This window comes from Janthinobacterium sp. FT14W (assembly GCF_009208755.1).
Taxonomy (GTDB): domain Bacteria; phylum Pseudomonadota; class Gammaproteobacteria; order Burkholderiales; family Burkholderiaceae_D; genus Janthinobacterium; species Janthinobacterium violaceinigrum.
Genome location: NZ_WFLL01000009.1, coordinates 73,442 through 98,900, shown reverse-complemented (window position 1 = coordinate 98,900; position 25,459 = coordinate 73,442). Strand labels below are relative to the sequence as shown.

Annotated in this window: 25 protein-coding genes; 18 read left to right on the top strand and 7 right to left on the bottom strand. The window is 64.7% G+C overall.

Annotated features, from left to right (window positions below):
- The first annotated feature begins 75 nt into the window (after window positions 1-75).
- Both GCN74_RS08960 and moaA read left to right on the top strand, forming a co-directional pair.
- The gene (locus GCN74_RS08960) at window positions 76-351 is read left to right on the top strand and encodes a helix-turn-helix domain-containing protein (protein WP_152256335.1); all 276 of its coding nucleotides are present in this window, start codon (window positions 76-78) and stop codon (window positions 349-351) included.
- A gap of 113 nt (window positions 352-464) precedes the next feature.
- Window positions 465-1,547 (top strand): GTP 3',8-cyclase MoaA, encoded by a 1,083-nt coding sequence (gene moaA, locus GCN74_RS08955; RefSeq protein ID WP_152256334.1) that lies wholly within the window; start codon window positions 465-467, stop codon window positions 1,545-1,547.
- A gap of 6 nt (window positions 1,548-1,553) precedes the next feature.
- On the opposite strand, the gene GCN74_RS08950 is transcribed toward moaA, so the two are convergent.
- Window positions 1,554-2,975 carry a PLP-dependent aminotransferase family protein gene (locus GCN74_RS08950; RefSeq protein ID WP_152256333.1) on the bottom strand — a complete coding sequence of 474 codons (1,422 nt, stop codon included), beginning with the start codon at window positions 2,973-2,975 and terminating at the stop codon, window positions 1,554-1,556.
- Between the two features lie 159 nt (window positions 2,976-3,134).
- On the opposite strand from GCN74_RS08950, the gene GCN74_RS08945 reads away from it, so the two are divergent.
- Together GCN74_RS08945 and GCN74_RS08940 are read left to right on the top strand one after the other, a co-directional pair.
- Complete coding sequence (locus tag GCN74_RS08945; RefSeq protein WP_152256332.1) at window positions 3,135-4,097, top strand: Dyp-type peroxidase; 963 nt, start codon at window positions 3,135-3,137, stop codon at window positions 4,095-4,097.
- Between the two features lie 58 nt (window positions 4,098-4,155).
- A complete protein-coding gene (locus tag GCN74_RS08940) occupies window positions 4,156-4,539 on the top strand; it encodes a hypothetical protein (RefSeq protein ID WP_152256331.1) in 384 nt (127 codons plus the stop codon).
- Window positions 4,540-4,607: 68 nt separating this feature from the next.
- Here the strand turns inward: GCN74_RS08940 and GCN74_RS08935 are convergent, their stop codons facing one another.
- Window positions 4,608-4,970 (bottom strand): hypothetical protein, encoded by a 363-nt coding sequence (locus tag GCN74_RS08935; protein ID WP_152256330.1) that lies wholly within the window; start codon window positions 4,968-4,970, stop codon window positions 4,608-4,610.
- Between the two features lie 238 nt (window positions 4,971-5,208).
- Here GCN74_RS08935 and msbA point away from each other — a divergent pair, with 238 nt between their 5' ends.
- The 3 genes from msbA (at window position 5,209) to GCN74_RS08920 (ending at window position 8,903) form a co-directional block, all read left to right on the top strand.
- Window positions 5,209-7,044 carry a lipid A export permease/ATP-binding protein MsbA gene (gene msbA, locus GCN74_RS08930; protein WP_152256329.1) on the top strand — a complete coding sequence of 612 codons (1,836 nt, stop codon included), beginning with the start codon at window positions 5,209-5,211 and terminating at the stop codon, window positions 7,042-7,044.
- 159 nt (window positions 7,045-7,203) lie between these two features.
- Window positions 7,204-8,328, top strand: coding sequence for a toxin-antitoxin system YwqK family antitoxin (locus tag GCN74_RS08925; RefSeq protein WP_193317015.1), 1,125 nt, complete (start codon window positions 7,204-7,206; stop codon window positions 8,326-8,328).
- An 80-nt stretch (window positions 8,329-8,408) separates the two neighbouring features.
- Window positions 8,409-8,903, top strand: coding sequence for a MarR family winged helix-turn-helix transcriptional regulator (locus GCN74_RS08920; RefSeq protein WP_152256327.1), 495 nt, complete (start codon window positions 8,409-8,411; stop codon window positions 8,901-8,903).
- Here GCN74_RS08920 and GCN74_RS08915 read toward each other — a convergent pair.
- Together GCN74_RS08915 and nhaR are read right to left on the bottom strand one after the other, a co-directional pair.
- Entirely contained in the window at window positions 8,893-10,227 is a 1,335-nt protein-coding gene (locus tag GCN74_RS08915) for a chloride channel protein (RefSeq protein ID WP_152256326.1), read from the bottom strand. The genes GCN74_RS08920 and GCN74_RS08915 overlap by 11 nt on opposite strands.
- Before the next feature lie 183 nt (window positions 10,228-10,410).
- Complete coding sequence (gene nhaR, locus GCN74_RS08910) at window positions 10,411-11,310, bottom strand: transcriptional activator NhaR (protein ID WP_152256325.1); 900 nt, start codon at window positions 11,308-11,310, stop codon at window positions 10,411-10,413.
- Window positions 11,311-11,472: 162 nt separating this feature from the next.
- Here nhaR and GCN74_RS08905 point away from each other — a divergent pair, with 162 nt between their 5' ends.
- On the top strand, window positions 11,473-12,423 hold the full coding sequence (locus GCN74_RS08905; protein WP_226938946.1) for a TerC family protein: 951 nt from the start codon (window positions 11,473-11,475) through the stop codon (window positions 12,421-12,423).
- A 65-nt stretch (window positions 12,424-12,488) separates the two neighbouring features.
- On the top strand, window positions 12,489-12,890 hold the full coding sequence (locus tag GCN74_RS08900) for a TerB family tellurite resistance protein (protein ID WP_226938945.1): 402 nt from the start codon (window positions 12,489-12,491) through the stop codon (window positions 12,888-12,890).
- A gap of 6 nt (window positions 12,891-12,896) precedes the next feature.
- On the opposite strand, the gene GCN74_RS08895 is transcribed toward GCN74_RS08900, so the two are convergent.
- Window positions 12,897-13,250: a YnfA family protein gene (locus GCN74_RS08895; RefSeq protein WP_152256324.1), complete on the bottom strand. Its 354-nt coding sequence runs from the start codon at window positions 13,248-13,250 to the stop codon at window positions 12,897-12,899.
- Window positions 13,251-13,338: 88 nt separating this feature from the next.
- Between GCN74_RS08895 and GCN74_RS08890 the strand changes: the two genes are divergently transcribed.
- Window positions 13,339-14,625: a glycerate kinase gene (locus GCN74_RS08890; RefSeq protein ID WP_152256323.1), complete on the top strand. Its 1,287-nt coding sequence runs from the start codon at window positions 13,339-13,341 to the stop codon at window positions 14,623-14,625.
- 119 nt (window positions 14,626-14,744) lie between these two features.
- On the opposite strand, the gene GCN74_RS08885 is transcribed toward GCN74_RS08890, so the two are convergent.
- Entirely contained in the window at window positions 14,745-15,758 is a 1,014-nt protein-coding gene (locus GCN74_RS08885) for a zinc-binding alcohol dehydrogenase family protein (RefSeq protein WP_152256322.1), read from the bottom strand.
- Window positions 15,759-15,863: 105 nt separating this feature from the next.
- On the opposite strand from GCN74_RS08885, the gene GCN74_RS08880 reads away from it, so the two are divergent.
- The 4 genes from GCN74_RS08880 to GCN74_RS08870 all read left to right on the top strand — a co-directional run bounded on the left by GCN74_RS08880 (window position 15,864) and on the right by GCN74_RS08870 (window position 20,907).
- Window positions 15,864-16,778 (top strand): LysR family transcriptional regulator, encoded by a 915-nt coding sequence (locus tag GCN74_RS08880; RefSeq protein ID WP_152256321.1) that lies wholly within the window; start codon window positions 15,864-15,866, stop codon window positions 16,776-16,778.
- 87 nt (window positions 16,779-16,865) lie between these two features.
- Complete coding sequence (locus GCN74_RS29250; protein ID WP_226938944.1) at window positions 16,866-18,431, top strand: DUF1800 domain-containing protein; 1,566 nt, start codon at window positions 16,866-16,868, stop codon at window positions 18,429-18,431.
- A gap of 15 nt (window positions 18,432-18,446) precedes the next feature.
- Window positions 18,447-19,637 carry a DUF1501 domain-containing protein gene (locus tag GCN74_RS29245; protein ID WP_226938943.1) on the top strand — a complete coding sequence of 397 codons (1,191 nt, stop codon included), beginning with the start codon at window positions 18,447-18,449 and terminating at the stop codon, window positions 19,635-19,637.
- 133 nt (window positions 19,638-19,770) lie between these two features.
- The gene (locus tag GCN74_RS08870) at window positions 19,771-20,907 is read left to right on the top strand and encodes an AI-2E family transporter (protein WP_152256320.1); all 1,137 of its coding nucleotides are present in this window, start codon (window positions 19,771-19,773) and stop codon (window positions 20,905-20,907) included.
- 213 nt (window positions 20,908-21,120) lie between these two features.
- On the opposite strand, the gene GCN74_RS08865 is transcribed toward GCN74_RS08870, so the two are convergent.
- Window positions 21,121-21,345 (bottom strand): hypothetical protein, encoded by a 225-nt coding sequence (locus tag GCN74_RS08865; protein WP_010396348.1) that lies wholly within the window; start codon window positions 21,343-21,345, stop codon window positions 21,121-21,123.
- Window positions 21,346-21,510: 165 nt separating this feature from the next.
- Here GCN74_RS08865 and GCN74_RS08860 point away from each other — a divergent pair, with 165 nt between their 5' ends.
- The 4 genes from GCN74_RS08860 (at window position 21,511) to GCN74_RS08845 (ending at window position 25,442) form a co-directional block, all read left to right on the top strand.
- Window positions 21,511-22,245, top strand: coding sequence for a phosphatase PAP2 family protein (locus GCN74_RS08860; protein ID WP_152256319.1), 735 nt, complete (start codon window positions 21,511-21,513; stop codon window positions 22,243-22,245).
- Window positions 22,172-23,170: a diacylglycerol/lipid kinase family protein gene (locus tag GCN74_RS08855; RefSeq protein ID WP_226938942.1), complete on the top strand. Its 999-nt coding sequence runs from the start codon at window positions 22,172-22,174 to the stop codon at window positions 23,168-23,170. Before GCN74_RS08860 ends, GCN74_RS08855 begins: the two co-directional genes overlap by 74 nt.
- A 4-nt stretch (window positions 23,171-23,174) precedes the next feature.
- The gene (locus tag GCN74_RS08850; RefSeq protein ID WP_152256318.1) at window positions 23,175-23,993 is read left to right on the top strand and encodes a metallophosphoesterase family protein; all 819 of its coding nucleotides are present in this window, start codon (window positions 23,175-23,177) and stop codon (window positions 23,991-23,993) included.
- A gap of 264 nt (window positions 23,994-24,257) precedes the next feature.
- Complete coding sequence (locus GCN74_RS08845) at window positions 24,258-25,442, top strand: M23 family metallopeptidase (protein WP_152256317.1); 1,185 nt, start codon at window positions 24,258-24,260, stop codon at window positions 25,440-25,442.
- Window positions 25,443-25,459 lie beyond the last annotated feature (17 nt).

The window sequence follows — 25,459 nt, the reverse complement described above, 5'->3', positions numbered from 1 at the left end:
CGCCCGCCATGCCGCTGATTTATGATGCGGCTCAGGACGTGCATCGGGCATTGCCAGCATGAAGCGAGGACGAACATGGAACAGGAAGACGGCATCGACGCGGCGCTGGTGGCCTTGCTGGCGCTGCTGTGGGAAGCGCGGCAGGCAGCGCCCGCAAAACCGTGGTCGCTGGCCAAGCTGGCCAAGCGGGCAGGGGTACAGATGAGCACCTTGTTGCGCCAGCTCAATGCGCTGTCCAGCGCGGGACTGGTGAACGTGACGACGGCGGAGAGCGGCGGCGGCAGCGCACAGCTCAGCGCGGCGGGCGCGGAGCTGTGCGCCACGGTATTTGCCGCGCCGCCAGCGCCGTAGGCGCACGGTCCGGCGCGTCTGTACTCTATCGGCCAGCGCCGGACTGTACCTCTTTGCCTGCCCCCATTCGTCCTATGCTGGACCCTGACGAATGCCTATCGAGGGGAAGCACAATGAACACCATCCTGTATCCGCAGCCGGCGCTCCGGCCGCCAGGCCATATCGAACCGTGCGTGGACATGCTGGGGCGCCCCCTGACGGACTTGCGCATTTCCGTCATCGACCAGTGCAACTTCCGCTGCACCTATTGCATGCCGGCCGAACTGTACCCCAGCGATTACCCATTTCTTCCGTCCAGCGAGCGCCTGTCCTTCGCGCAGATCGAGACGATGGCGCGCGCCTTCGTGCGCCTGGGCGTCGACAAGATCCGCATCACGGGCGGCGAGCCGCTGCTGCGCAAGAACCTGGAGCAACTGATCGAGGCGCTGGCGAGGCTCACTACGCCGGACGGGCGCGCCGTGAGCATCGCGCTGACGACCAACGGCAGCTTGCTGGCGGCCAAGGCGCGCTCGCTCAAGGAGGCGGGCCTGGACCGGGTCACCGTCAGCCTCGACAGCCTCGATAAGGGCATTTTCCAGCGCATGAATGGCGTCGATTTTCCCGTCGACAAAGTGCTGCATGGTATTGCGGTGGCGCAATCCGTGGGCTTGAACCCCGTGAAGGTCAACATGGTCGTGCAGAAAGGCGTCAACGACAGCCAGATCGTGCCGCTGGCGCGCCATTTCCGCCACACGGGCGTGGTGCTGCGCCTGATCGAATTCATGGACGTGGGCGGCATCGGCGCCTGGTCGCGCACGCATGTCGTCACGTCGGAGGCGGCGCGCGCGCTGATCGCGGCCGAATTCCCCCTCGTTTCGCTGGGCGAAGGCAAGCCCCTCTTGCACGAAACGGCCAGCCGCTACCGCTACCTTGATGGCGGCGGCGAAGTGGGTTTCATTTCCAGCGTGTCGCAGCCGTTCTGCGGCGACTGCAGCCGGGTGCGCGTGTCGTCGGACGGCAAGCTGTTTACCTGCTTGTTCGCCCAGGACGGTCTCGACCTGCGGCCCCGGCTTGATTCTGCGCAAGGGCTGGAAAGCCTGCTGTGCCGGCACTGGCAGCGGCGCGGCGACCGCTATTCGGAAGTGCGCGGCGCACTGGACCAGGTTGGCGGGCGCAAGCAGTATCCCACCGTGCGCATGTCGCTGGTGGGCGGCTGAGGGCGCCTAGAGGAATTCGGTGATGAGTTTGCCCAGCAGGATGATGGCTTGCTCGATGTCCACGCTCCACGGATAGCTGTAATTGAGGCGGATGCAATGCTTGTAGGCCTGGCTGACGGAAAACATGCGCCCCGGGCCCACCGTGATCTTGCATTCGAGCGCGCGCCGGTACAGCTGCATGGAGTCTATATTGCCGGGCAATTCCACCCACAGCACGTAGCCCCCCTGCGGGTGCGAGATTTTCGTGCCGGCAGGAAAGAAGCGCAGCACGGCGGCCGCCATGATGCGCGCCTGCTGGGCATACGCCTTGCGGGTGCGGCGCAGATGCTGTTCGTAGCCATCGTTTTGCAGGTATTCGGCGATGGCCAGCTGGGGAAACGAGGACGTGGCCAGGGTGTTGAGGAATTTGAGTTCTTCCACCTTGCCCCGGTAGCGTCCGGCCAGGGCCCAGCCCACGCGCTGCGCGGAACTGAGGCTCTTGGAAAACGAGGAGCAGTGCAGCACCAGGCCCTTGCGGTCGTGGGACTTGAGCGAGGACGGGTGGGCGTCGCCGTAATACAGTTCGTTGTAGACGCCGTTCTCGATGGCGGGCACGTCGTGCTGCTCCAGCAGCTGGACCAGGGCCCGCTTGCGCTGGTCCGACATCTGGAAGCCCAGCGGATTCTGGAAGTTCGGCATCACCATGACGGCGGCGATCGGCTGCCGGGCCATGATGTCGGCCAGCGCCTCGATGCTGATGCCTTCATACGGGTCGGTGGACACTTCCACCACCTTCATGCCCAGCCGTTCGACGGCCATCAGCATGGCGTAGAAGGTGGGCGACTCGACGGCGATGGTGTCGCCCGGCTTGGCCACCGCTTGCAGGCACAGGTTGATGGCTTCCGTGGCGCCCACGGTGACGATGATTTCGTCGGGATCGACGGCCAGGCCGTTTTCCAGGTAGCGGCGGGCGATTTCGCGTATCAGCTGCGGGTTGCCCGGCGGCAGGTCGTCCGTCACGTTCCACGCGCGGTTGCGGCGCGCCACCGCGCCCGCGTACTGGTTGATGCGTTCCCAGGGAAACAGCGAGGGGTCGGGGTAGGGCGAGCCCAGCGGGATGGCGTCGTGCAAGCCGATCGAGCGCAGGGTCGACAGCACCAGGCGGCTCACGTGCACTTCTGCCGGCACGGGGCTGGGGTGCGACGCCTGCATGCAGATGGACGGCGTGGCCATGTCGCCGGCGCGGGGGCGCACGAAGTAGCCGGACTGGGGCCGGCTTTCGATCACGCCCATGCTTTCCAGCTTGACGTAGGCGCGCAGCACCGTGGTGATGCTCAGCTTGTGCTGCTGGCTGGTCTGGCGCACGGACGGAATGCGTTCGCCGGGCAGGAGCACGCCCTTGGCGACCAGTTGCTCGATGTCGCCAACGAGCTTTTCATACAGTTTCATGCAATGGTATCCATTTTTATTCTTGCTCTACGTCATTGCATTATCGTTCAATTCATGACTACCTATAGTTACAGTTGTCGCATGTTGCTTAAATAAAACTGGCATCCGGCACTTCCTGGTTTACCATCCACATAGCACATCAAAAGAGGAATATCTGTCATGGCAATTCCACAAAGCATGCTGTCCGTCGTCGCGCGCGATGAAGTGCATTTGCAGTTCAATATCAAGGCAGGCGTCGAACGGCAGCAGCTGTTCAGGGTGCTGGGCAAGCTGTGGGAATCCCAGGTCACGGGCATCCTGGACCCCACCCTGAACCGCCACCATCAGTTGACGGGCGGCACGGCCAACGTGGTGCTGGGTTTTCGGCCCGAGCTGTGGCGCGCCGCGTGTCCCGGCTGCGTGCCGGACAATATGGCATCGTTCGACCACGACCTGGTGGGTGCCAACGGCAAGACGGCGCCGGCCACCCAGCACGATTTCTGGGTCTGGATCACGCAGTCGAACGCGGCCACCCTGTACGACAGCATGCGCACGGCGCTTACCTTGCTGGGGCCTTTCGCCGAGCTGGCCAGCGAGCAGGTGTGTTTTCCCTACCATAACAATGTGACCTTCGACGGCTTTGCCGACGGCGTCGCCAATCCGAATCCGTTCCGCGCCCACGGCGTGGCCATCATTCCCGACGGCGAGGCGGGCGCGGGCGGCTCCACCGTGCTGCTGCAGAAATGGCGCATGGAGGTGGAGCGCCTGCGCGCCTTGCCCGTGCATGCGGCGGAACAGGTGTGGGGCCGCACCAAGGCGGGCAGCCACGAATTGTCGCCGCTGCCCGTCGATTCCCACGTGGGCCGCAATCAGTTCATCCGCGATGGCGAGGAAGTCGATATCGTGCGCCGCAATGCCAATTACGCCAATGCCGGCGAGGCGGGCGTCATGTTTGTCGGTTTTTGCAAGGACATCACGGTGACTATGGGCATGCTGCGGCAAATGTACGGCGTAGGCTATGATGGCATCACCAAAACGGACAGGCTGCTGGATTTTTCCACGGCGCTGTCGTCGGCGATCTATTTCGTGCCCAGCATCGATGCCTTGCTGGCAGTGGGTATCTCGCCGGCGGATCCCGGCTGAGTGCCATCCCGGCGCTTCCGCTTCCCGGTCCCTATTTTTACTTTACAAGGAGTTTTTCATGCGTATTCGTCCCGCCACACTGTTGTCCGCCCTGATACTGGGCAGCGTCGTCTTCAGCGCATCCGCTTCCGCCGTGGGCCTGGGTTTCCTGGCCGATACGCCGATGGCTTACCTGAACAAGAACGATAAGCCCGTCTTCGTGAAAGCCGTCGGCGACGTGCTCAATGACAAGAAGGATGGCGAAACCGTGCAATGGAGCAATGAAGGCTTGCGCAATTCCGTGCGCATCGCCGCCGAGATCACGGCCAGCGACACGCAAAAGACGGACGCGCAAACCTGCCGCAAGGTGCAGGTGGCCCTGAGCGCCAAGGGCCAGGAACAGACTCTCAAGCTGACGGTCTGCAAGGCGGGCGCCGGCGACTGGAAAGTGAAAAAACAATAAGAACCGGCCGCCCTTCCTTGCCGGGAGGGCGGCGCCGCGACGGCTGGCCGCAGTTGGTGCGCGGCTGCCTAGTCGTGGTTGATGGCGGCCACTTGCCGCAAGCTCGCTTCGTCGGTGAGCAAGGTGACCACGGCATTGGTCTTGGCATGCACGCGCACGCCCTTGAGCCAGTCCGGCAGGGCAAGGACGGCGCCCGCGGCGATGGGCAGGATGACCTGGATCACGGGCTCGCTGCCCTTCGGCGGCGTCGCCTCGAAGTCCAGGTCCTGGATGCCGTCCTGCGGCGGCTTGATGTAGACGCGGGGCGCGAGGGTGGCCGCCTTCCAGCCGCCGGAGCTGACTTCGCCGATCGCGCTCACATGCAAATGCGGCGGATGGCTCTTGTCGATGGCTAGGTGCACGGCATTGACTTTGTAGATGGGAACGCTCATGGTATCTCCAGGAAGGGGGCGCGCCGCCAGGCCCGCGGCGCGTAGGGCCAGTCCCGATGCCTCGGCATCGTTAAGCTAGCTCAGCAAGTGTAGGTCGTATTTTCGCCATCACCATCTCCAATTGTCACCATGGCCACGCGGCTGCCGCCAGGCGCGCAAGCCATGCTTCTCTACTTTCTCGTGGGAAAGCCTCCCGCAACGGTTAGAATCACGTTTTACCTTCTTTTTTCCCATCTGCATGCAGCAAAGTCGCCTCCTGTTCTTTCGCCTGGCCGGCCAGTTTCGCCGCTATGGCGCCATCGTTGCCGCCACCTTGCTGGCCGTGGGCGTGGCGTCCGCCACCGATGTGTTGTTAATCCGCCAGTTGCAAAACGTCGTAGACGCCATGCGCGCGACGGCCAGCACGCAGGCCGCGCCCGCGTCCGGCGTGATGGGCATGCTGCAGGGCTGGGTTGACCGTTTCTTGCCGGCACAGGCGGGGCAGGTGGATCTGTGGGTGATTCCCGCCACCATCCTGGGCCTGGCCGTGCTGCGCATGGTGTCGAGCTTCGCCGGCGATTACGGTTCCGTCTGGCTATCGAGCCGGGTGCAGGCGGACCTGCGCGAAAAGATGTTCGCCACCATCATGCGCCTGCCCAGCCGCTTTTTCGATACCACCACCACCAGCCTGACGCAGTCGCGCGTGGCCTTCGACGCCAGCCAGGTATCGCAGGCGGGCTTGAACGTGCTCAACGTGATGGTGCGCGATTCCGTCGCCACCATCGGCTATTTGGTCCTGCTGTTCAGCATCGACGTGAAACTGGCCCTGTTCTGCATGGCCTCAATGCCCATCGTGGCCATCGTCGTGACCCTGGCGGGCCGGCGCATGCGCCACCTGAGCAAGAGTTCCCAGCAAGCCGTGGGCGAGCTGACGTCCGTGCTCGACGAAAGCATAGCCGGCCAGCGCGTGGTGAAAATCTTCGGCGGCCAGGATTATGAACAGGCGCGCTTCGTCGACGTGGTCAAGCGCAACCGCCAGCTGGCCGTCAAGCACGCGGCCACCTCGGCCATGAATTCCGGCTTCATCATGATGCTCGTCGGCATCACGCTATCGTCCGTGATCTATTTCGCCATGCTGCGCGCGCAAAGCGGCGCCATCACGCCGGGCGCGTTTGTCGCCTTCATGGGGGCGCTGATGGCCATGCAGTCGCCGATCAAGAACCTGACCAAGATCAATGAGCCGCTGCAGCGGGGCCTGGCGGCGGCCGAATCCGTCTTCGGCCTGATCGACACGCCGCTGGAACCGGACCCGGGCACACTGGCGCCCGCCACGGTGCAGGGCAATTTGTCCCTGCAGAACGTCAACTTCCGCTACAACAGCGACGACCCCGATGCGCCCACGGCCCTGAGCAACATCTCGCTCGACATCCGCGCCGGCGAAACGGTGGCCCTGGTGGGCGGCTCGGGCGGCGGCAAGACGACCTTGCTGGGCTTGCTACCCCGTTTCTACGACGTCAGCGGCGGCCAGATCCTGCTCGACGGCATCGACGTGCGCGACTATGCCTTGCTGGCCCTGCGGCGCCAGTTCGCCCTCGTCAGCCAGGACGTGATCCTGTTCAACGATACGATGGCGGCAAATATCGCGTATGGCGACCCGGCGCCGGACCAGGCCCGCATCGAAGCGTCGGCGCGCGCCGCCTACGCCCACGACTTCATCGTGCAGCTGCCGCAAGGCTACGCAACGCAGGCGGGACAGAACGGTTCGCGCCTGTCGGGCGGGCAACGCCAGCGCCTGGCCATCGCCCGCGCGCTGTACAAGGATGCGCCGATTCTCCTGCTCGACGAAGCCACCAGCGCGCTGGACACGGAGTCGGAGCGTTCGGTGCAGGCGGCGCTGGAAGTGCTGATGCGCAACCGCACCACCATCGTCATCGCCCACCGTTTGTCCACCATCGAAAGCGCGGACCGCATCGTCGTCATGCAGGGCGGCCGCCTGGTGGAATCGGGCAGCCATGCGGCCCTGCTGCAGCAGGGCGGCGCGTATGCGCGCCTGCATGCGAGCCAGCTGTCGCCCGTCAAGGATGGCGTGGGCTGACGTGTGGCGCGCCTGCCGCGCCCGCGCATGTCCCCAGGCCGGGACCGGACCAGCAGGTCCGGTCCCGGTTTTTTATTTTGGGCGCGGCAATCGTGCCCGCGGCGAACGGCGCTTGCCTTTATGATGGCAGCCGCAATGCAATATGAGCAATGGAGCAACATGAAGAATCAACGGACGATGCGCTGGCTGCTGGCCGCCGCGCTGGGTACGGCCTTGCCGCTGGCGGCCCAGGAACAGCCGGCGGAGAAAACACCAACGCGACAGGAAGAAGACCGCAGCATGTATCTGGATGAAAATTTTATGCCCAGCAGCCAGCGCGGCGCCGCGTATGCGCTGCGCATGCCGCCCGTGCGCGACGAGGTGCTGGGGGCCTGGCATGTGCGGCTCGAATTTCCCGACACGCCGGGCGTGCTGGCCTTTGAAACCTATGCCACGGACCTGGACTTGAGCCAGGTCAAGTTCGTGAAGTTTCGCAAGTATTATTACGTGAATGGCCAGCTGCTGCGCGAAACCTATTTCGATGCCCAGGGCGTGGAGCTGCCCGGTGGCTGCGTGTACTACGAGAATGGCCAGGTCCAGCAGCGGGTGACCGCATTGCCGAACGGGCGCGACAGCATTGCCGAAACGTATCATGACAACGGCCAGCTGATGAACCGCATCACCTACCACGGCAAGCGCATGGCCGATGGCGAATATGTGTCCTACGGCCCGAATGGCAAGGTGAGCAGCCGCGCGCATTTAAAGGGCGGCAGGATGTATGGTTTGCAGCAAGTGTTTTACGCCGATGGCAAGCTGTTTCAGCGCAGCCATTTTGTCGATGACAGGCAGGATGGCGAATTCCTCACCTATGCGCAGGATGGCAGCTTGCGCGCCAGGACGGTGTTCGTGCAGGGCGAAGCCGATGGCTGGTCGTTTGAAAGCCACGAGAATGGCCAGCTGGCGCAAAAGGCGCTGTACCGCAAGGGCAAGCTGCTGAGCATGCAGAAGTGGGGCAGCAACGGCAAGCCGTCCGTCGCCTGGCAGCAGGATGCGCAAGGGCGCGAGCAGGGCGACGTGACGCAGTGGTTTGACAATGGCGTGCGCGCCACGGTCACTCCCATGCTGGACGGCCAGCGCCACGGCTTGCTGCAGGCCTGGTACGATGACGGCAGCCTGCGCCAGATCGTGCCGTACGACCACGGCAAGCAGCACGGCATCGAGCGTCAATGGGACCAGGCCGGCAAGCTGGTGCTGGAACAGGCGTGGCAGGCTGGCGAACCCGTCCCTGCCGCCATTAGGCAGTAGGAGCGCGCCCGCCTTTGCAGGTATCATGTACGGATTCCGGCCCGCCAGCAGGCGCGAAGCCGGCAGGATAACTGGAGGCAATGGTGGTGGAAGCGGAAGTTTCGGCGATGGCCAGGGCGCAAGGCATGGCATTGCAAAACATGCGCGTCGTCATGCGCGCGGCGCAGCGGCACTCGGCGCAAATCGAGAAGCAGTGCGGCGTGTCGGGCGCGCAATTGTGGGTGATGCAGGAATTGCTGGAGCGGCCGGGCCTGCGCATGGGCGAGCTGGCAAGCAAGATGTCTATCCACCAGACAACGGCCAGCAACCTGGTCGACGCGCTGGTGAAAAAAACCTATGTGCGCAAGGCGCGCGACCAGCCCGACCAGCGCGTGGTCACCCTGACCCTGACGCTGGAAGGGCAGGCCGTGATCGCCGGCGCGCCGCAGCCGGCGCGCGGTTTGCTGCCCAGCGCGCTGGCCCAGCTGGACCCCGACAGCCTGGCGCACCTGAACCAGGGCTTGAGCGCCTTGCTGGCCGTCGTCGCCCCCGATGACAGGCAGGCGGGCATGCAGCCGTTTCCGTTTACGATGTAGCGTCCCGGCTGTCCTGCGGCAGCCTGTGCAGCTGCAGCTGCGCCAGCGCCCCGTACAGCGGTTCGCTGAGCACGCGCGACACGGTGCTGGCCACGACGGCGCACGCCATCAGGCTGAGCACCATGCCGTGGCCGTCGACCATTTCCATGACAATGATAAACGCCGTCAACGGCGCCTGCGTGGCGGCGGCCAGGAAACCCACCATGCCCAGCGCGATCAGCGCGGGCGCGTGCGGATAGTGCAGCAGCATGGCGATATCGTGGCCGATGCCGGCGCCGATGGCCAGGGACGGGGCGAAGATGCCGGCCGGCACGCCCGACCATACGGTCAGCCACGTCGCCACATATTTGAAGGCCACGAAGGCGGGCGCCACGTCGGACGCGCCTTCCAGCATGGCGCGCGTGGCCACGGTGCCGCTGCCGAACGTGGCGCCGTGGCTGGCGATGCCGATGGCCGCCACCAGCAAGCCGCAGACGGCGGCGAACAGCACGGGCCGGCCTTTTCTCCACGCGGACAGCTTGCCCAGGGGATTGCCCTTGGCGGACGCCAGCAGCAGGCGCGCGAACAGGCCGCCCGCCACGCCCGCCACTAGGGTCACCAGCAAGCCGGGCAGGGCCAGCGCCAGGCCGATGGGGCCCGGGTGGATGATGCCGAAGTGGGTGGCGTTGCCGTGGATGGAGACGGCCATCATGCCGGCCAGTACGATGCCAGCCACGATGAGGCCGCTGTTGCGCTGCTCGGGCGAGCGTGACAGTTCCTCGATGGCAAACATGACGCCGGCCAGCGGCGTATTGAAGGCGGCCGCGATGCCGGCCGCGCCGCCCGCCACCAGCAAGGAATGGGCGCTCACCTGCGAGTGGCGGGGCAGCCAGCGCCGCGCGGCCAGCATCACGCCGGCCGCGATCTGCACGGACGGGCCTTCGCGCCCCAGCGAGAGTCCCCCCAGCAAGCCGCCCGCCGTCAGGCCTATCTTCGCGGCGCTGAGTTTCAATGAGACAAACAGCGAGCGCTGTTCGGGCGCCACGGCCGGGTCCAGCGTCGCCATCACTTGCGGGATGCCGGAACCGGCCGCACCCATCGCATAGCGGCGCGTCAGCCAGACGAGCAGGGCGGCGCAAACGGGCGTCCACAGCAGGGCAAACCACCAGGCCTTGCCGTTAAAAAACAGAAAACAATCGAGCGCCGTTTCCGCCAGCCACGTAAATCCCACGACGACGAGGCCCGCGATGGCGGCCATGCCGACGACGACGGCGCGCGACCACCACAGGCGCGGGTTGGCGAATTCATGCTTGAAGGCAGAGGGGATGTCGTGCAAGTGCTTCATTGCGGCAAGTCCAGGAAGGGGCGCGCAGGGCGTCGGGAAGACTTGCCATTATAGAGATATATTTGTCCGAATGCTTCTCGTCTGCCTTATTTGTGGGCAATTGACGACAACAGCCATGCCCCGGCTGGAAAATCGGCAAGGGCCTGCCCTTGCGGCGCCAGTTGCGGCCCGGACGCCACAGGCTTACACGAACAGCTCGTGCCGCGCGCTCTGGCTGATGGCGATGGTGGCCGGGTGGCTCAGGCGCCGTTCCGTGGTGATCGCATACACTTGCTCGACGAGGCTGTCGACCCGGCCCAGCGCCACCACGGCATATTGTTCGCAGACCTGGGGCGCGATCACGGTGGGCGCAAAGAACAGGCCGGCGCCGGACTGGCCGAAGGCCTTCATCATGGCGCTGTCGTCGAACTCGCCGACGATGCGCGGGTGCAGATTGTTATCGCCCAGCCATTGCAGCAAGCGGCCGTAGATGGCGAAGTCTTCGCCCGGCAGCAGCAACGGCGCGCCGTCCAGGCACTGGGGAAAGCCGCCCGTCAGGGTGGCGGCCAGCGTTGGCGTGCCGAACAGGGTCATGCCGCTTTCGCCCAGCAAGTGGTTAAAGCCGCGCACGCTCAAGTGGGCCGGCATGGGGCGGTCCGCCATGATCAGGTCCAGCCGGTGCACGGCCAGGTCCGCCAGCAGGCTGGCCAGCCGGCCTTCGCGGCAAATGATGCGCAGCGGTTCGGCCAGGCTTAGCGCCGGCGCGACGAGGCGGCAGGCGATCAGTTTCGAGACGGAATCGGCGCAGCCCACGCGGAACGTGGTCGTCGCCGTGCGCGACTGGTCGCGCACGATTTCCAGCAATTCATCGCCCGTGCTGAAGATGCTTTCCGCATGGCTGAGGATGCGCCTGCCCGTGTCCGTCAATTCCAGCTGGCGCCCGCTGCGGCGGAACAGTTCCACGCCCAGGGTGTCGGCAAACTCGCTGAGCTGCCCGGAAATCGATTGCGGCGTCAGGTGCAGCTGCTCGGCCGCGCGGGCGATGCTGCCCGTCTTGGCCACCATCCAGAAATAGCGCAAGTGCTTGAAGTTGAGTGTCGACATGGTTTCCCCGGAGAATCAATGCATCGAATTTTTCGATGTATTTATAAATTATATTCGATTTGTTCGATGTTTATATTCAGCCTATGATGGCTGCTCAATTCATGCAAGGAGAGTGCCATGGACTACAGAATACAAACAGAGCAGTGCGGAGGCCGCCGATGAATGGCCTGGAAAGTATTGCCCATGTGGGCCGGCTTCATCGTGTTCGTCCTGTTCATGCTGGCGCTGGACTTGTTCGTCTTCGGCGGCAACAAGGCGCACAAGGTGGGTGTCAAGGAAGCGGCGACGTGGTCGCTCGTGTGGGTCAGCCTGGCCCTGCTGTTCAACGGCGGCCTGTGGTGGTATCTGAACGGCACGGCCGGCCCCGAGATCGCCAACCAGAAGGCGCTGGAATTTTTCTCCGGCTACCTGATCGAGAAAGCGCTGTCCGTCGATAACGTGTTCGTCTTCCTGCTGATCTTCAGCGCGTTCCAGGTGCCGATCCAGTACCAGCGCCGCGTGCTGATTTACGGCGTGCTGGGCGCCATCGTCATGCGTGCCGTGATGATCATGGCCGGCGCCTGGGTGGTGAGCGAGTTCAGCTGGGTGCTGTACCTGTTCGGCGCCTTCCTGTTGATTACCGGCATGCGCATGCTGGTGGCGGCCGATGCGGAGCCGGACGTGGCGAACAATCCCGTGCTGCGTTTTGCCCGCCGCCACTTGCGGGTGGCCGATGGCGACCACGGCGAGCGCTTCTTCGTGGCAAAGGGTGGCTTGCGCTATGTGACGCCCCTGTTCCTCGTGCTGATCCTGATCGAGGTGACGGACCTGGTGTTTGCGGTGGACTCGATCCCGGCGATCTTCGCCATCACGACGGACCCGTTCATCGTCTTCACGTCGAACCTGTTCGCCATCATGGGCTTGCGCGCCCTGTATTTCCTGCTGGTGGACGTGGCGGACCGCTTCCACATGCTCAAGTATGGCCTGGCGATGGTGCTGGTGTTTATCGGCGCAAAGATGCTGGTCATGCCGTGGTACCACGTGCCTGTCGAAGCGTCCCTGCTGGTGGTGGCGGTATTGATCGTGTCGAGCTGCGTGGCCAGCGTCTTCATCACCCGCAGCGACAAGAAGTAAAACGGCAGTACGGCGCGCCCCGCGGGGCGGTGGCGCGCCTTTAAACTTACAATGAAAGAGAAATTATGCGTACGTATGCAATGAACAGTCCCCAGGCAGCGGGACGTATCCTGGCCCTGATGATGGTGGTCGACGGCAACCTGGCCAGCGCCGAGCTGCAAGCCATGCACCGCAGCAAGATCCTCGAGCATATCGAGCTGGAGCCGGCCGCCTTCCAGCAACTGCTGCAAGACCTGTGCGACGACATGCTGACGTTCACCGTGCATGGCGCCATTCAGTTGGGCAATGGCGTGATCGACAGCCTGCTGGACGAAATCACGGACCCGGACTTGCGCCGCAAGCTGCTGCAAGCCATGTGGAAGATCGCCGATGCGGACGACTGGCTGGCCGATGGCGAAGCCGTCTTGCTGGCCCGCGCCAGCGCGGCATGGTCGGCGGAAACGAACTTCCGCGCGCATGCCGCCTGATGCACATCAGGCCGTTTTATGGCCCATGGCAATGACGGCAGCGCCCGCCAGGGCCAGGCCCACGCCCGCCACATCGGTCCAGGCGGGCGTGATGCCGTCCACCAGCCACAGCCAACCCAGGGCCGTGGCGATATAGATGGCGCCATACGTGGCATACACCCGGCCGCTGGCGGCCGGATGCAGGGTCAGCAGCCACACGAAGATCAGCAGGCTGATGGCGGCTGGCAACAGCAGCCAGGCGCTGCCCTTGTTGCTCAGCCACAGCATGGGCAGGTAGCAGCCCAGCAGCTCAGCCACGGCCGTGACGGTAAACAGCCCGAAAGTGCGGGCAAGACTGGTCCATTCGATGGCGTCGTTCATTTCATTCCTGTGAGTAATCTTGCCGCCATTGTAGCTGCCGGCTTGCCGGCACTGCTATGATCGAGTCCGGATACCGGAGGAGACACGAATGACGACGACCCCAGCGCCGCGCGCCTTGCTGCAAGCCATGTTCCACGCCGCCGTAGCCGCGGCGCAGCCCTCGCACTGCGTGCCGCCCCATCTGCCGCCCGCACCCAAGGGGCGTTTGATCGTCATCGGCGCCGGCAAGGCGTCGGCCGCCATGGCGCAAGCCGTGGAGCAGCACTGGCCGGGGCCGCTCTCCGGGCTGGTGGTGACGCGCTACGGTTACGCCGTGCCGTGCGCACGCATCGAGATCGTGGAAGCGTCGCATCCCGTGCCGGATGCGGCCGGCATGCAGGCGGCGCGGCGCATGCTCGATCTGGTGGGCAAGCTGCAGGCCGACGACACGGTGCTGTGTCTGATTTCGGGCGGCGGCTCGTCGCTGCTGGCCTTGCCCCTGGACGGCATCAGCCTGGAAGACAAGCAGGCCTTGAACCGCGCGCTGCTGGCGTCCGGCGCCACCATCGGCGAAATGAATTGCGTGCGCCGCCATTTGTCCGCCATCAAGGGCGGCAGGCTGGCGGCCGCCTGCCATCCGGCGCAAGTCGTCACCCTGGCCATTTCCGACGTGCCCGGCGACAAGCTGGGCGATATCGCGTCCGGCCCCACGGTGGGCGATGCGACGACGTGCGACGATGCGCTGGCCATCGTGCGCCGCTACGGCATGGACTTGCCGGACAGCATACGCACAACGCTGGAAAGCGGGCGCGGCGAATCCGTGAAACCCGATGATCCCCGCCTGGCGCGCACGCAGACCACCCTGATCGCCACGCCGCAGCTGGCACTGGAAGCGGCAGCTGGCGTGGCGCGCGCGGCCGGCATCACGCCGTATATATTGGGCGACAGCCTGGAAGGCGAGGCGCGCGACGTGGGCAAGGTGATGGCCGGCATTGCGCTGCAAACGGCTTTGCGGGGCCAGCCGTTTCCCGCCCCCTGCGTGCTGCTGTCGGGCGGCGAAACGACGGTCACCGTGCGCGGCAACGGCCGCGGCGGACGCAACGTGGAATTCCTGCTGGCGCTGGGCATCGCGCTGGACGGTCAGCGGGGCATCCACGCGCTGGCGGGCGACACGGATGGCGTCGACGGCCAGGAAGACATCGCCGGCGCGCTTCTGGCGCCGGACACCCTGCAGCGCGCCTGGGCACAGGGTATCAAGCCCCGCGACAGCCTGGACGACAACGATGGCCACGGTTTCTTCCAGGCGCTGGGCGACAGCGTGATCACGGGCCCGACCTTGACGAACGTCAATGATTTTCGGGCCATCCTGATTACCACTTCAGAAAACGTCAGATAAAACCGTCGCGAGCGGAAGGAGGTTGTGGCCGAGAAGCGCAACCGTACGAAGTACGGGGCCGCCGAGGCGGTGAGCATCGCAGGCCGCAAATTCCGACGCGCAGCAGGTTTTAGCGGCGTTTAGAAATTTTCCAGAACGATCTTGCCCTTGGCGGTGTTGCTTTCCAGCAGGGCATGCGCGCGCTTCAAATTCGCCGCGTTGATCGTGCCGAAGCGCTCGGCCAGGGTGGTCTTGATCACGCCCGCGTCCACCAACTGGGCCAGTTCCTCCAGCAATGCATGCTGTTTGACCATGTCGGCCGTCTGGAACAGCGAGCGGGTAAACATCAGTTCCCAGTGCAGGGACACGCTCTTGCCCTTGAACTTGCGCACGTCGATGTGTTCGGGGTCGTCGATCAGGGCGAACTTGCCTTGCGGCGCGATCAATTCCACGATCTGGTCGAAATGCTTGTCGGTCTGATTCAGGCTGATCACGTAATCGACGGGCGGCAAGCCCAGGCGCGTGATTTCGGCAGCCAGGGGCTGGCTGTGGTCGATCACGTGGTGGGCGCCCAGTTCCTGCACCCAGTCGGCCGTTTCCGCACGCGAGGCCGTGCCGATGATGGTGACGCCCGTCAATTGCCGCGCCAGCTGCACCAGCACGGAACCGACGCCGCCGGCCGCGCCGATCACCAGCAGCGACTTGTCCGCCAGATTCTTGTCGCGGCTGATCTGCAGGCGGTCGAACAGCAGTTCCCAGGCCGTGATGCTGGTGAGAGGCAGGGCGGCGGCGGGCGCAAAGTCGAGGCTGGCCGGCATGTGGCCCACGATGCGCTCGTCGACCAATTGAAATTCGCTGTTGCTGCCGGGGCGGTTGATGGCGCCCGCGTACCAGACCTTGTCGCCCACCTGGAACAGGGTGGCGTCGGGACCCACGGCCGTGACGACGCCGGCCGCATCCCAGCCCAGCACTTCCGGCTGTCCCTCTTTCGGCGCGCGGTTCTTGCGCACCTTGGCGTCGACGGGGTTGACGGAAATGGCCTTGACGGCGACGAGCAGGTCGCGCCCCGTGGCGACGGGCGTGGGCAGCTCGATGTCGAGCAGGGCGTCCGCATCCGTGATGGGCAGGCTGTGGCGGTAGGCGATGGCTTTCATGGTAATCCTTGGTCAAGAGTGGGGAGGCGATGACGTATGATGGTGGCTTTCGCGTCCAGGAAAAAGAGGGCGCGTACCGAAACACTTTCAAAGGAATGCTGAAAATTGCTGCGACTCGATGACTTGCAGGTATTTGTGCGCACGGCCGACCGGGGCAGCCTGTCGGCGGCTGCGCGCGAGATCGGCATTTCGCCCGCGCTGGCCAGCGCCGCCGTCAAGCGCCTGGAAGGGGAGTTGGGCCTGCGCCTGCTGGCCCGCACGACCCGTTCGCTGAGCCTGACGGCGGAAGGCACGCAATATCTCGAGCACGCGCGCGAAGCCTTGCGCCTGCTGCGCGCGGGCCACGATGCGCTGCTGGCCGGCAAGGACAGTTTCGGCGGAACCTTGAAAATTGCCATGCCCTCCGACCTGGGGCGCAACCTGATGCTGGGCTGGCTCGACGAATTCCAGGCGCGCCACCCAAAGCTGCAGTACCAGCTCAGCGTCAGCGACCGGGTGGCCGACATGGTGCGCCAGCAAGTGGACATTGCCTTGCGTTACGGCCAGCAGGACGATTCGAGCATGGTCGCCATGCCCATCGCGCCCGCCAACGACCGGGTGCTGGTGGCGTCGCCCGGCTACCTGCGCGAGCATGGGCCTTTGCTGGCGCTGGAAGACTTGTCGCAGCGCAATTGCCTGCGTTTTGCGCTGGAAGACGGCATGCACGACCGCTGGACCTTTTACCGCCTGCCCCAGCGCGAGCAGGTGACGGTGCAAGTGAGCGGCAGCCGCAGCGCGGACGATGCCGAGCTGGTGCGCCGCTGGGCCGTGGCGGGCCTGGGCATCGCGTATAAATCGCGGCTCGACGTTGCCGGCGACGTGGCCGCCGGCCGCCTGCAGGTGCTGCTGCCCGAGGCGGCGGGCGAGGCCACGCCCCTGCAGCTGGTCTGCATGCACCGGGCGCAGGTGACGCCGCTGGTGCTGCAACTGCGCGATTTTTTGCGCGACAAGTGCGCGGAGTTGTTAAAACAGCATTATTGATTACAACTCGTTGCAAATGGCAATCATGCGCAGGTCAACCTGGGCGTACCCTCAGGCATTCTGCATGAAACCGCTTGAAGGATTGCCATGTACCCCATTCGACTGTTGCCGACGACCTTGATTTCCTTGCTGCTGCTGGCCGGCTGCGCCGGCACGGGCGGCAGCGGCGGCCCGCTGCCGCCCTCCGCCAGCCCGCGCGCCGGCGCGCCGGACAATGCCGCGCAGGGCATCGCCATGCTCGAGCGCGTCAGCTGGGGCGTGAATGCGGGCAGCGTGCGCCAGGTGCAGGCGCAAGGGTGGAATGCTTACCTGCAGGCGCAGCTGCATCCAGGCAAAGCCAGCCTGCCGCCCGCCATCCAGGCGCAGATCGATGCCATGACCATCAGCCAGGTGCCGCTCGACCAGCTGGTGCTGTCCATGGAGCAAAAGCGCAAGGAATCGGCCGCCGTCATGGACGACATGGCGAAGCAGCAGGCGCAAAAGGATTACCAGCAAGAACTCAACCGCCTGGCGCGCGAGGCGGCCACCCGCTCCGTGCTGCTGGACGTGTATTCGCCTAACCAGCTGCAACAGCAGCTGAGCTGGTTTTGGCTCAACCATTTCAGCGTGCACCAGGGCAAGCACAACTTGCGCGCCATGGTGGGCGATTACGAGGCGAACGCCATCGCGCCGCACGCGCTGGGGAAATTCCGCGACTTGCTGGGCGCCACCGTCCACCATCCGGCCATGCTGCGCTACCTGGACAATGAAGCCAATGCCGTCAAGCGCATTAATGAAAACTATGCGCGCGAGCTGATGGAGCTGCACACCCTGGGCGTCAACGGCGGCTACAGCCAGGCCGACGTGCAGGAGCTGGCGCGCATCCTGACCGGGGTGGGCGTGAACCTGGGACCGGATGCGCCGAAAGTCAGGCCGGCGCTGCAGGCGCAGTATGTGCGCCGGGGCTTGTTCGAATTCAATCCGAACCGCCACGATTACGGCGATAAACAATTCCTGGGACACACAGTGAAGGGCAGGGGGCTGGCCGAACTCGACGAAGCGCTCGACCGCCTCAGCCGCAGTCCCGCCACCGCGCATTTCATCAGCAGCAAGCTGGCCCAGTATTTCGTGGGAGACAATCCGCCCGAGCCCCTGGTGGCGCGCATGGCGGCCACTTTCCAGAGCAGCGACGGCATGATCGCCGACGTGCTGCAGACCATGTTCGGCAGCCCCGAGTTCAAGCAATCGCTGGGCAAGAAATTCAAGGACCCCATGCATTACGTGGTGTCGGCCGTGCGCCTCAGCTATGACGACAAGCCCATCCTGAACGCGGGCCCCATGCTGAACTGGCTTTCGCGCATGGGCCAGCCCCTGTACGGGCGCCAGACGCCCGATGGCTATCCGCTGGCGGACGCCTCCTGGGCCAGTCCCGGGCAGATGACGACACGCTTCGATATCGCCCGCACCATCGGCTCGGGCAGCGCGGGCCTGTTCAAGACGGATGGCCCGCAGCCGCAGGAAAAGGTGGCGTTTCCCCAGCTGGCCAGCGCCCTGTACTACCAGTCGCTGCAGGCAAGCCTGAGCCCGGCCACGCGCCAGGCCCTGGAGCAGGCCGCCACGCCGCAGGAGTGGAACACATTTCTTCTTTCCTCGCCGGAAATGATGCACCGTTAGATTAAAGGAGTTGCCATGAACCGTCGTGACCTGTTGAAAGCCCTGGCCGCCGCGCCCCTGCTGTCGCATGCGGGCAGCTTGCTGGCCGCGCCCGCCACGAATGCCCGGCTGCTGTTCGTCTTTTTGCGCGGCGGCTATGACGCGAACAATCTGCTGGTGCCGGTCGGCAGCGATTTTTACTATGCATCGCGGCCGAATATCGCCATTGCAAAACCGGGTGCGGACAATGGCGCCCTGGCCCTGAATGCGGACTGGGGTCTGCATCCGGCCCTGCGCGAGACCATCTATCCCATGTTTAACGGCGGCGAGGCGGCCTTCATACCGTTTGCGGGCACGACGGATTTGACGCGCAGCCATTTCGAGACGCAGGACAGCATCGAGCTGGGACAGGAGATCGGCGGACGCCGCGATTTCCGTTCGGGTTTCCTGAACCGGCTGGCGCAAAGCCTGAACAGCAATCAGGGCAATCACGCCATTTCCTTCACTGACCAGCTGCCCCTGATCTTCCAGGGCGGCGTGCAGGTGCCGAACATGGGGCTGCGCTCCGTGGGCAAGTCGGGCATTGATGCGCGTCAAAGCCAGGTCATCGCATCCATGTACCGGGGCACGCCCTTGCAGCAACCGGTCAGCGCGGGTTTTGCCGTGCGCGACGATGTGAACAAGGAATTGACGGGAGAGATGCAGGCGGCCAACCGCAACGCCATCAGCACCAAGGGTTTTGAACTGGAGGCGCAGCGCATCGCCCGCCTGATGAAAGACAAATACAACATCGGCTTCGTCGACGTGGGCGGCTGGGATACGCATGTGGGGCAGGGCGGCGCCAACGGCTACCTGGCGGGCCGCTTCGATGAGCTGGGACGGGGCCTGGCCGCGTTTTCGCAGGAAATGGGCAGCGAATGGCGCAACACCGTGGTGGTGGTGGTCAGCGAATTTGGCCGCACCTTCCGCGAAAACGGCAACCGCGGCACGGACCACGGCCACGGCAGCGTATTCTGGGTGCTGGGCGGCGGCATCAAGGGGAAACAGGTGGCGGGCGAGCAAGTGGCGATTTCGCAAACGACCCTGTTCCAGAACCGCGACATGCCGGTGCTCAACGAGTACCGCGCCGTGCTGGGCGGCTTACTGCGCCGCACCTTCGGTTTGACGCCGGCGCAACTCGACCACGTGTTTGCCGGCGTCAAACCGGTGGAACTGGGCCTCGTGTAAGCGCCTGCTCCAGCCGCTGCCTGCGGCGGGGCGGGCGCGGGATCGCCATGCCGCCGTGTTACGCTACGCCTGCGCAACCGGCGCGTAGCTAAGTCCCGTCACCGGTCACGGTGCGGGGCACGAATGGAGTGGTATGAGCGATACCCAGCGCGACATCGTCAGCGCAGGCTTTTCCCTGGCCCTGATCGCCGTGACGGCCTTCGTCATGCAGCGTTTCTTTTTGCCGCTCGTGTGGGCGGGCATCCTGTGCGTGGCCACCTGGCCCCTGTATGTGCGCGTGCGCGCGGCGCTGGGCCAGCGCACCATCGTGGCCGCTGCCCTGCTGACCCTGGCGTTTGCCTGCATCTTCATCATCCCCGTGCTGTTCGGCGTGGCGCAGGCGGCGCGCGAAGTGCCCGTGCTGGCCAATTTCGTCGTCCATGCAAATACGGATGGCTTGCCCGCGCCTGGCTGGGTGGCGAACATTCCGCTGGCCGGCAGCGCCATCGGCGACTGGTGGCAAGCCACCCTGAGCCAGCCCCACGGCCTCAGCCACTTCTTTGCGGGCAGCGCCGTGGGCGGCTTTCATTCCGCGCGCGACATGCTGAAAATCCTCGGCGCGGACGTGTTCCACCGCCTGGTCGACTTCGGCCTGGCGTTTTTATGCCTGTTTTTCTTCTACAAGGATGGCGAGGCGTTGACGCGCCAGATCACGGCCGTCGGCAGCCATTTCCTGCGCCCGGAACGGTGGGGCCGCTATGCGCAAAAGATCCCCACGGCCATCCGCGCCACCGTCAACGGCCTGGTGCTGGTGGGGCTGGCTGAAGGCGTGTTGATCGGTATTGCCTACGCCATCGCCGGCTTGCCGTCGCCGGCCCTGTGGGCGTTCGCCACGGGCATCCTGGCCATCATCCCGTTCGGCGCGCCGCTCGCCTACCTGTGCGCGGCCGCCTTGCTGGTGTTTCAGGGCAATGTGGGCGCCGCCATCGGCGTGGCCGTGTGGGGCACCGTGGTGTTGTTCGTGGCGGACCACTTCGTGCGCCCCGGCATGATCGGCAACGCCACCCGCTTGCCCTTCCTGGCCGTGCTGTTCGGCATTCTGGGCGGCGTGGAAACCCTGGGCCTCGTGGGCCTGTTCATCGGCCCCGTCGTGATGGTGCTGTTCGTAACCCTGTGGTACGAAGCGAATGTGTTTGACACGGTGCCGCCCGCCAACGCGGGTGCCAATGTGGATATCAAGCCGGTGGCGACAACACCTGCCAGCCCGGCCGCGCCGGAACGCACGCAGTAATGAGGGGTCGGCCAGCGTGCTGCTGGCCGGTACTGGTGCGCTCCCGGCGTGGCCGGGCGGGGCTTTCAAGCAAGGTCGCCGAAAGCCCCGGAATACGCCGAGAAAAATCGTAGCGAGCGGCAAGGAGTGGTGGCCAGGAAGCGCAGCTGTACTTTGGTACAGCGAGCATCGCAGGCCGCAAATCGCGCCGCGCAGCAGATTTTTAAGGCGTATTTAATGCGCTTTAGATAAGATCAACAACCAACGGCGCATCAGCAGCACTTCAACATAGCCCGGCTCGATGCCCGTACCGCACTCGATCAAGGGATTGACGGTGTAGTAGCGCTTGCGGAAGTCGCGGCAAACGAGGATTTCGCGCTTGCCCATGCGGACGAGGAAAGAGCTTGGGGCATATTCCAGGCCGAACCGTGAGCCAAAACCGCTATTCAATGTTGCCATGACAATTCCTTTGAGGGAGATGTGTTGAACGAGTCATCAGAATAGCATAACTACTGTATGAAAACACAGCTACTGTATGAATAAACAGTATTTTTTTACTGGTGTGGTTTTTTTGATCAGCACCAAAAACAGGAAAGCGAGAGCAGTTTGCAAGAGAAGAATGACATGGGCATGACCACGGGCTGGACCACGAAACTGCGCCGCTTCGTCGAGGCGCGCCTGTCGCCCGAAGGCGAGCTGGGCCTGCATATGACGGTGGGCGTGGCCCTGATGCTGGTGGCCATCGTGGTGTTCCACGAGATCGCCGAAGCCGTCATGGGCATGACCCAGATCACCGTGATCGACCTGCAGGTGGCGCAATGGTTCAACCAGCATGCCGTGCCGTGGATCACCAGTTGCCTGCTGGTCGTCACGCACCTGCATGGCGTGATCGGCGCCATCACCCTGGCCACCTTGCTGGGATGGTATCTGCACCGCAAGGGCGCCACCTACTGGCTGTTTACCCTGGTCATCACCATGCCGGGCGTCATGTTTTTGAACCTGCTGCTAAAGTACATTTTTGTCCGCGCGCGGCCCAGCTTTGACGAGCCCATCCTGCAGACGGCCTTGAGCACGTACAGCTTTCCCAGCGGTCATACGGCCACGTCGACGGCCCTGTACGGCTTGCTGGGCGCCTACCTGATTTGCCAGACGGCGCCGGGCGCCTGGGGCAAGCGCATCGCCATCGCGCTGGCGGCGTTTCTGATGGCGGCGCTGGTGGGCTTCAGCCGCATTTACCTGGGCGCGCATTACCTGAGCGATGTGCTGGCGGCCATGGCGGAAAGCTATGGCTGGCTGGCCATCTGCATCGCCGGCGTGTCGACCCTGCGCCGCCGCCGGCATATCCGGCAAACCACATAAGGGGGGCGATCTGAGCAAGATTGCAGTCATCATCAACGCGGGCGCCGGCTGCGGCTATGCGTCCGACTGGGCGCAGCGGCTGGAAGCGCAGTTCCTGGCCGTGGGCCTGGACGCCGCCATCACCCTGGCCCAAAGCGGGGCCGAGATGATCGCCACGGCCGAGCAGGCCCTGCGCGATGGCGCACCCGTCGTCGTGGCCGGTGGCGGTGACGGCACCATCAATGCCGTCGCCTCCGTCGTCGCCGGCAGCGGCACGCCGTTTGGCGTCTTGCCGTTGGGCACCTTGAACCATTTCGCCAAGGACTTGCATATTCCCTTGACGCTCGATGCGGCCATCGCCAACGTGGCCCAGGGCGTGCCGCACCAGGTCGACGTGGGCGAAGTGAATGGCCGCATCTTCCTGAACAATTCCAGCCTGGGCCTGTATCCCGATATCGTGCGCGACCGCGAAAAGCAGCAGCGCCGGCTGGGAAGGGGCAAGTGGCTGGCCTTCAGCTGGGCCCTGCTGGCCGCCTTGCGCCGCTATCCCTTCCTCGGCGTGCAATTGAAACTCAACGACGCCGTGCATGCGCGGCGCACGCCGTTTGTCTTCATCGGCAATAATGAATACCTGATGGAAGGCTTGAATATCGGCGAGCGCGAGCGGCTCGATGGCGGCCAGCTGAGCCTGTATGTGGCGCAGCGTCCGGGCCGCCTCGGCTTGCTCAAGCTGGCCTTGCACGCGCTGTTGGGCAAGTTGTCGCAAGCCAAGGATTTCGATGTGCTGACGGCCACCGACCTGGAAATCGCCACGAAGCACCGCCGCCTGCGCGTGGCCACCGATGGCGAAGTGACCATCATGAATACGCCGCTGCACTACCGCATCCGTCCCGCCGCGCTGGCCGTGCTGGTGCCTGCGCCGGCCTCGGCACCCGCTGCGGAGTAGCGCCATGCGTACCCTCGTGCATTTGTCCGATTTGCATTTTGGCCGCGTCGACGCAGCCCTGCTGGCGCCCTTGCGCGCGCTGGTCGAACGGCTGGAACCGGACGTGGTGGTGGTGTCGGGCGACCTCACGCAGCGGGCCCGCAGCGCGGAATTCCAGCAGGCGCGGACCTTTCTCGACAGCTTGCCGGTGCCGCAGATCGTGGTGCCGGGCAACCATGACGTGCCCCTGTACAACGTTTTTTCCCGCTTTCTGACGCCGCTGCTGAAGTACCGGCGCCATGTGACGGACGATTTGTCGCCCGAATACGTGGACGCGGAAATCGCCGTGCTGGGTATCAATACGGCCCGTTCTTTGACGTTCAAGGATGGGCGCATCAGCCACGAGCAGATCGATTTCCTGCGAGAACGCCTGGGCCGTTTGCCGCCCGGTTTGACGCGCATCATCGTCACGCACCATCCATTTGACTTGCCCGAGCATTTCGACAAGGATGATCTGGTCGACCGCGCGCCGCAGGCATTGCAGATGTTTTCCGAATGCGGCGTGGATTTATTGCTGGCAGGCCACCTGCATGCCAGCCATGCGGGCGATACCTCGGCGCGCTACAAGATCGACGGCTACGCTGCGCTGATGGTGCAGGCGGGCACGGCCACGTCCACGCGGGGCAGGGGCGAGTCGAATTCGTTCAACGTCATCCGCATCGAAGCCAGCTGCATCCGCGTCGAGCGCTACAGCTGGAGCGACGACAGCGCCGACTTTGACAAGGTCGGCACGGAAGCGTTCGAACGCGAACGCGGCGTGTGGGCCAGCTTGCGGCCGCTGTAAGTCCGATTGGCGGGACATGGTCCCGTGTCATCCGACGCGATTGTTGGCGGTGGCGTTATCGGTGATGCGCAAATGACGCCGCGCTTCCCCCGCCTGTGCCGGCCCGCGCCTGTCGACGCCCATCCTTGCTCGCCGCGCCTGCCATAATTACTCTATGGTAATTTTATGTTTTGGTCATGCTTATCTGCTAAGATTGGCAGTTTTTACTCTGCGGCGACGCGGCGGCGGTCTTGCCCGTGGTGCCCACTTTTCTCCAAGGATACAATGTCAGCCAGATTGTTTGCCCATGCCGCTTGCCTGTGCAGTTTCTTCGGCGCCTCGCCACTGTTGGCTGCCACCGCAGCGGACCTGCCGCCCCCCCGGGGCTGCGATGTGATTGCCGCCGGCGCGCCCGCCCGGGCGGCCACCACCGTGCAGACGACCGTGTTTCCACCGCCCCAGCTCGACATGCGCACGCCGCTGGAACCCACCGTATTGGCCGGCACGGGACGCAATTATCTGCTCTACGAATTACACCTGCATAACTTTTCCGACGAGGCCATGACCTTGCGCGGCCTGGAAGTCCTCGCGGGCAGCGAACGGCAAGCCTTGCTGGCGCTGACAGCCGCGCAGCTGCGGCAGCGCGTGCGCGTGGCCGGCGCCAGCAGCGAGGAGGGAGCGGCGCAACTGGCGGGCGGGCAGGGCGCCGTGGTCTATCTGTGTCTGGCGTTTGACGCCAGCGCCGCCGTGCCGGCCACCTTGCGCCATCGCTTGCTACTCGACGGGGCGCTGGCCGACGGTCCTCCCATCGGCACGCGCCATACGCCGCTGGCCGTGCTGGGACGTCCGCTGCAAGGCACGGGCTGGACGGCCGACAACGGCCCCAGCATCGATTCTCATCACCGCATGGGCGTGTTCGTGGCCGGCGGCATGGCACAGCTCGCCCGGCGCTATGCGCTCGACTGGAAGAAATATCGCGATGGCAGCATGTTCGCAGGCGATGCGCGCGACGTGCGCAGCTATCACGCGTATGGCGAAAATGTGCTGGCGGTGGCCGATGGCGAGATCGTCCAGGCGCGCGATGGCATGCCGGACAATATTCCCCGTACGCCGGCCGGCTTCACGCCAGCCGTGCCCATCTCGATGGAGAATGTTGCCGGCAATGTGGTCACGATTGCGCTGGCTAATGGACAGTTCGCGCAATATGCGCACCTGCAGCCGGGCAGCGTGCAGGTGAAGACGGGACAGCGCGTGCGGCGCGGCCAGTTGCTTGGGAGGGTGGGCAATTCCGGCGATGCGCGGGTGCCGCATTTGCATTTTCAGGTGGCCAGCAATCCCGACATCCTGGCCAGCGAAGGCTTGCCTTTCCTGTTCGATCAGTACCGTCTGAAAGTGGCCGAGAACGCCTGGGAGGCGCGTGCGCGTGAATATCCGATCGGCGATGGCGTCATCGATTTCGGCACGCCCTAGCCGCCGTTCAAGCGGGC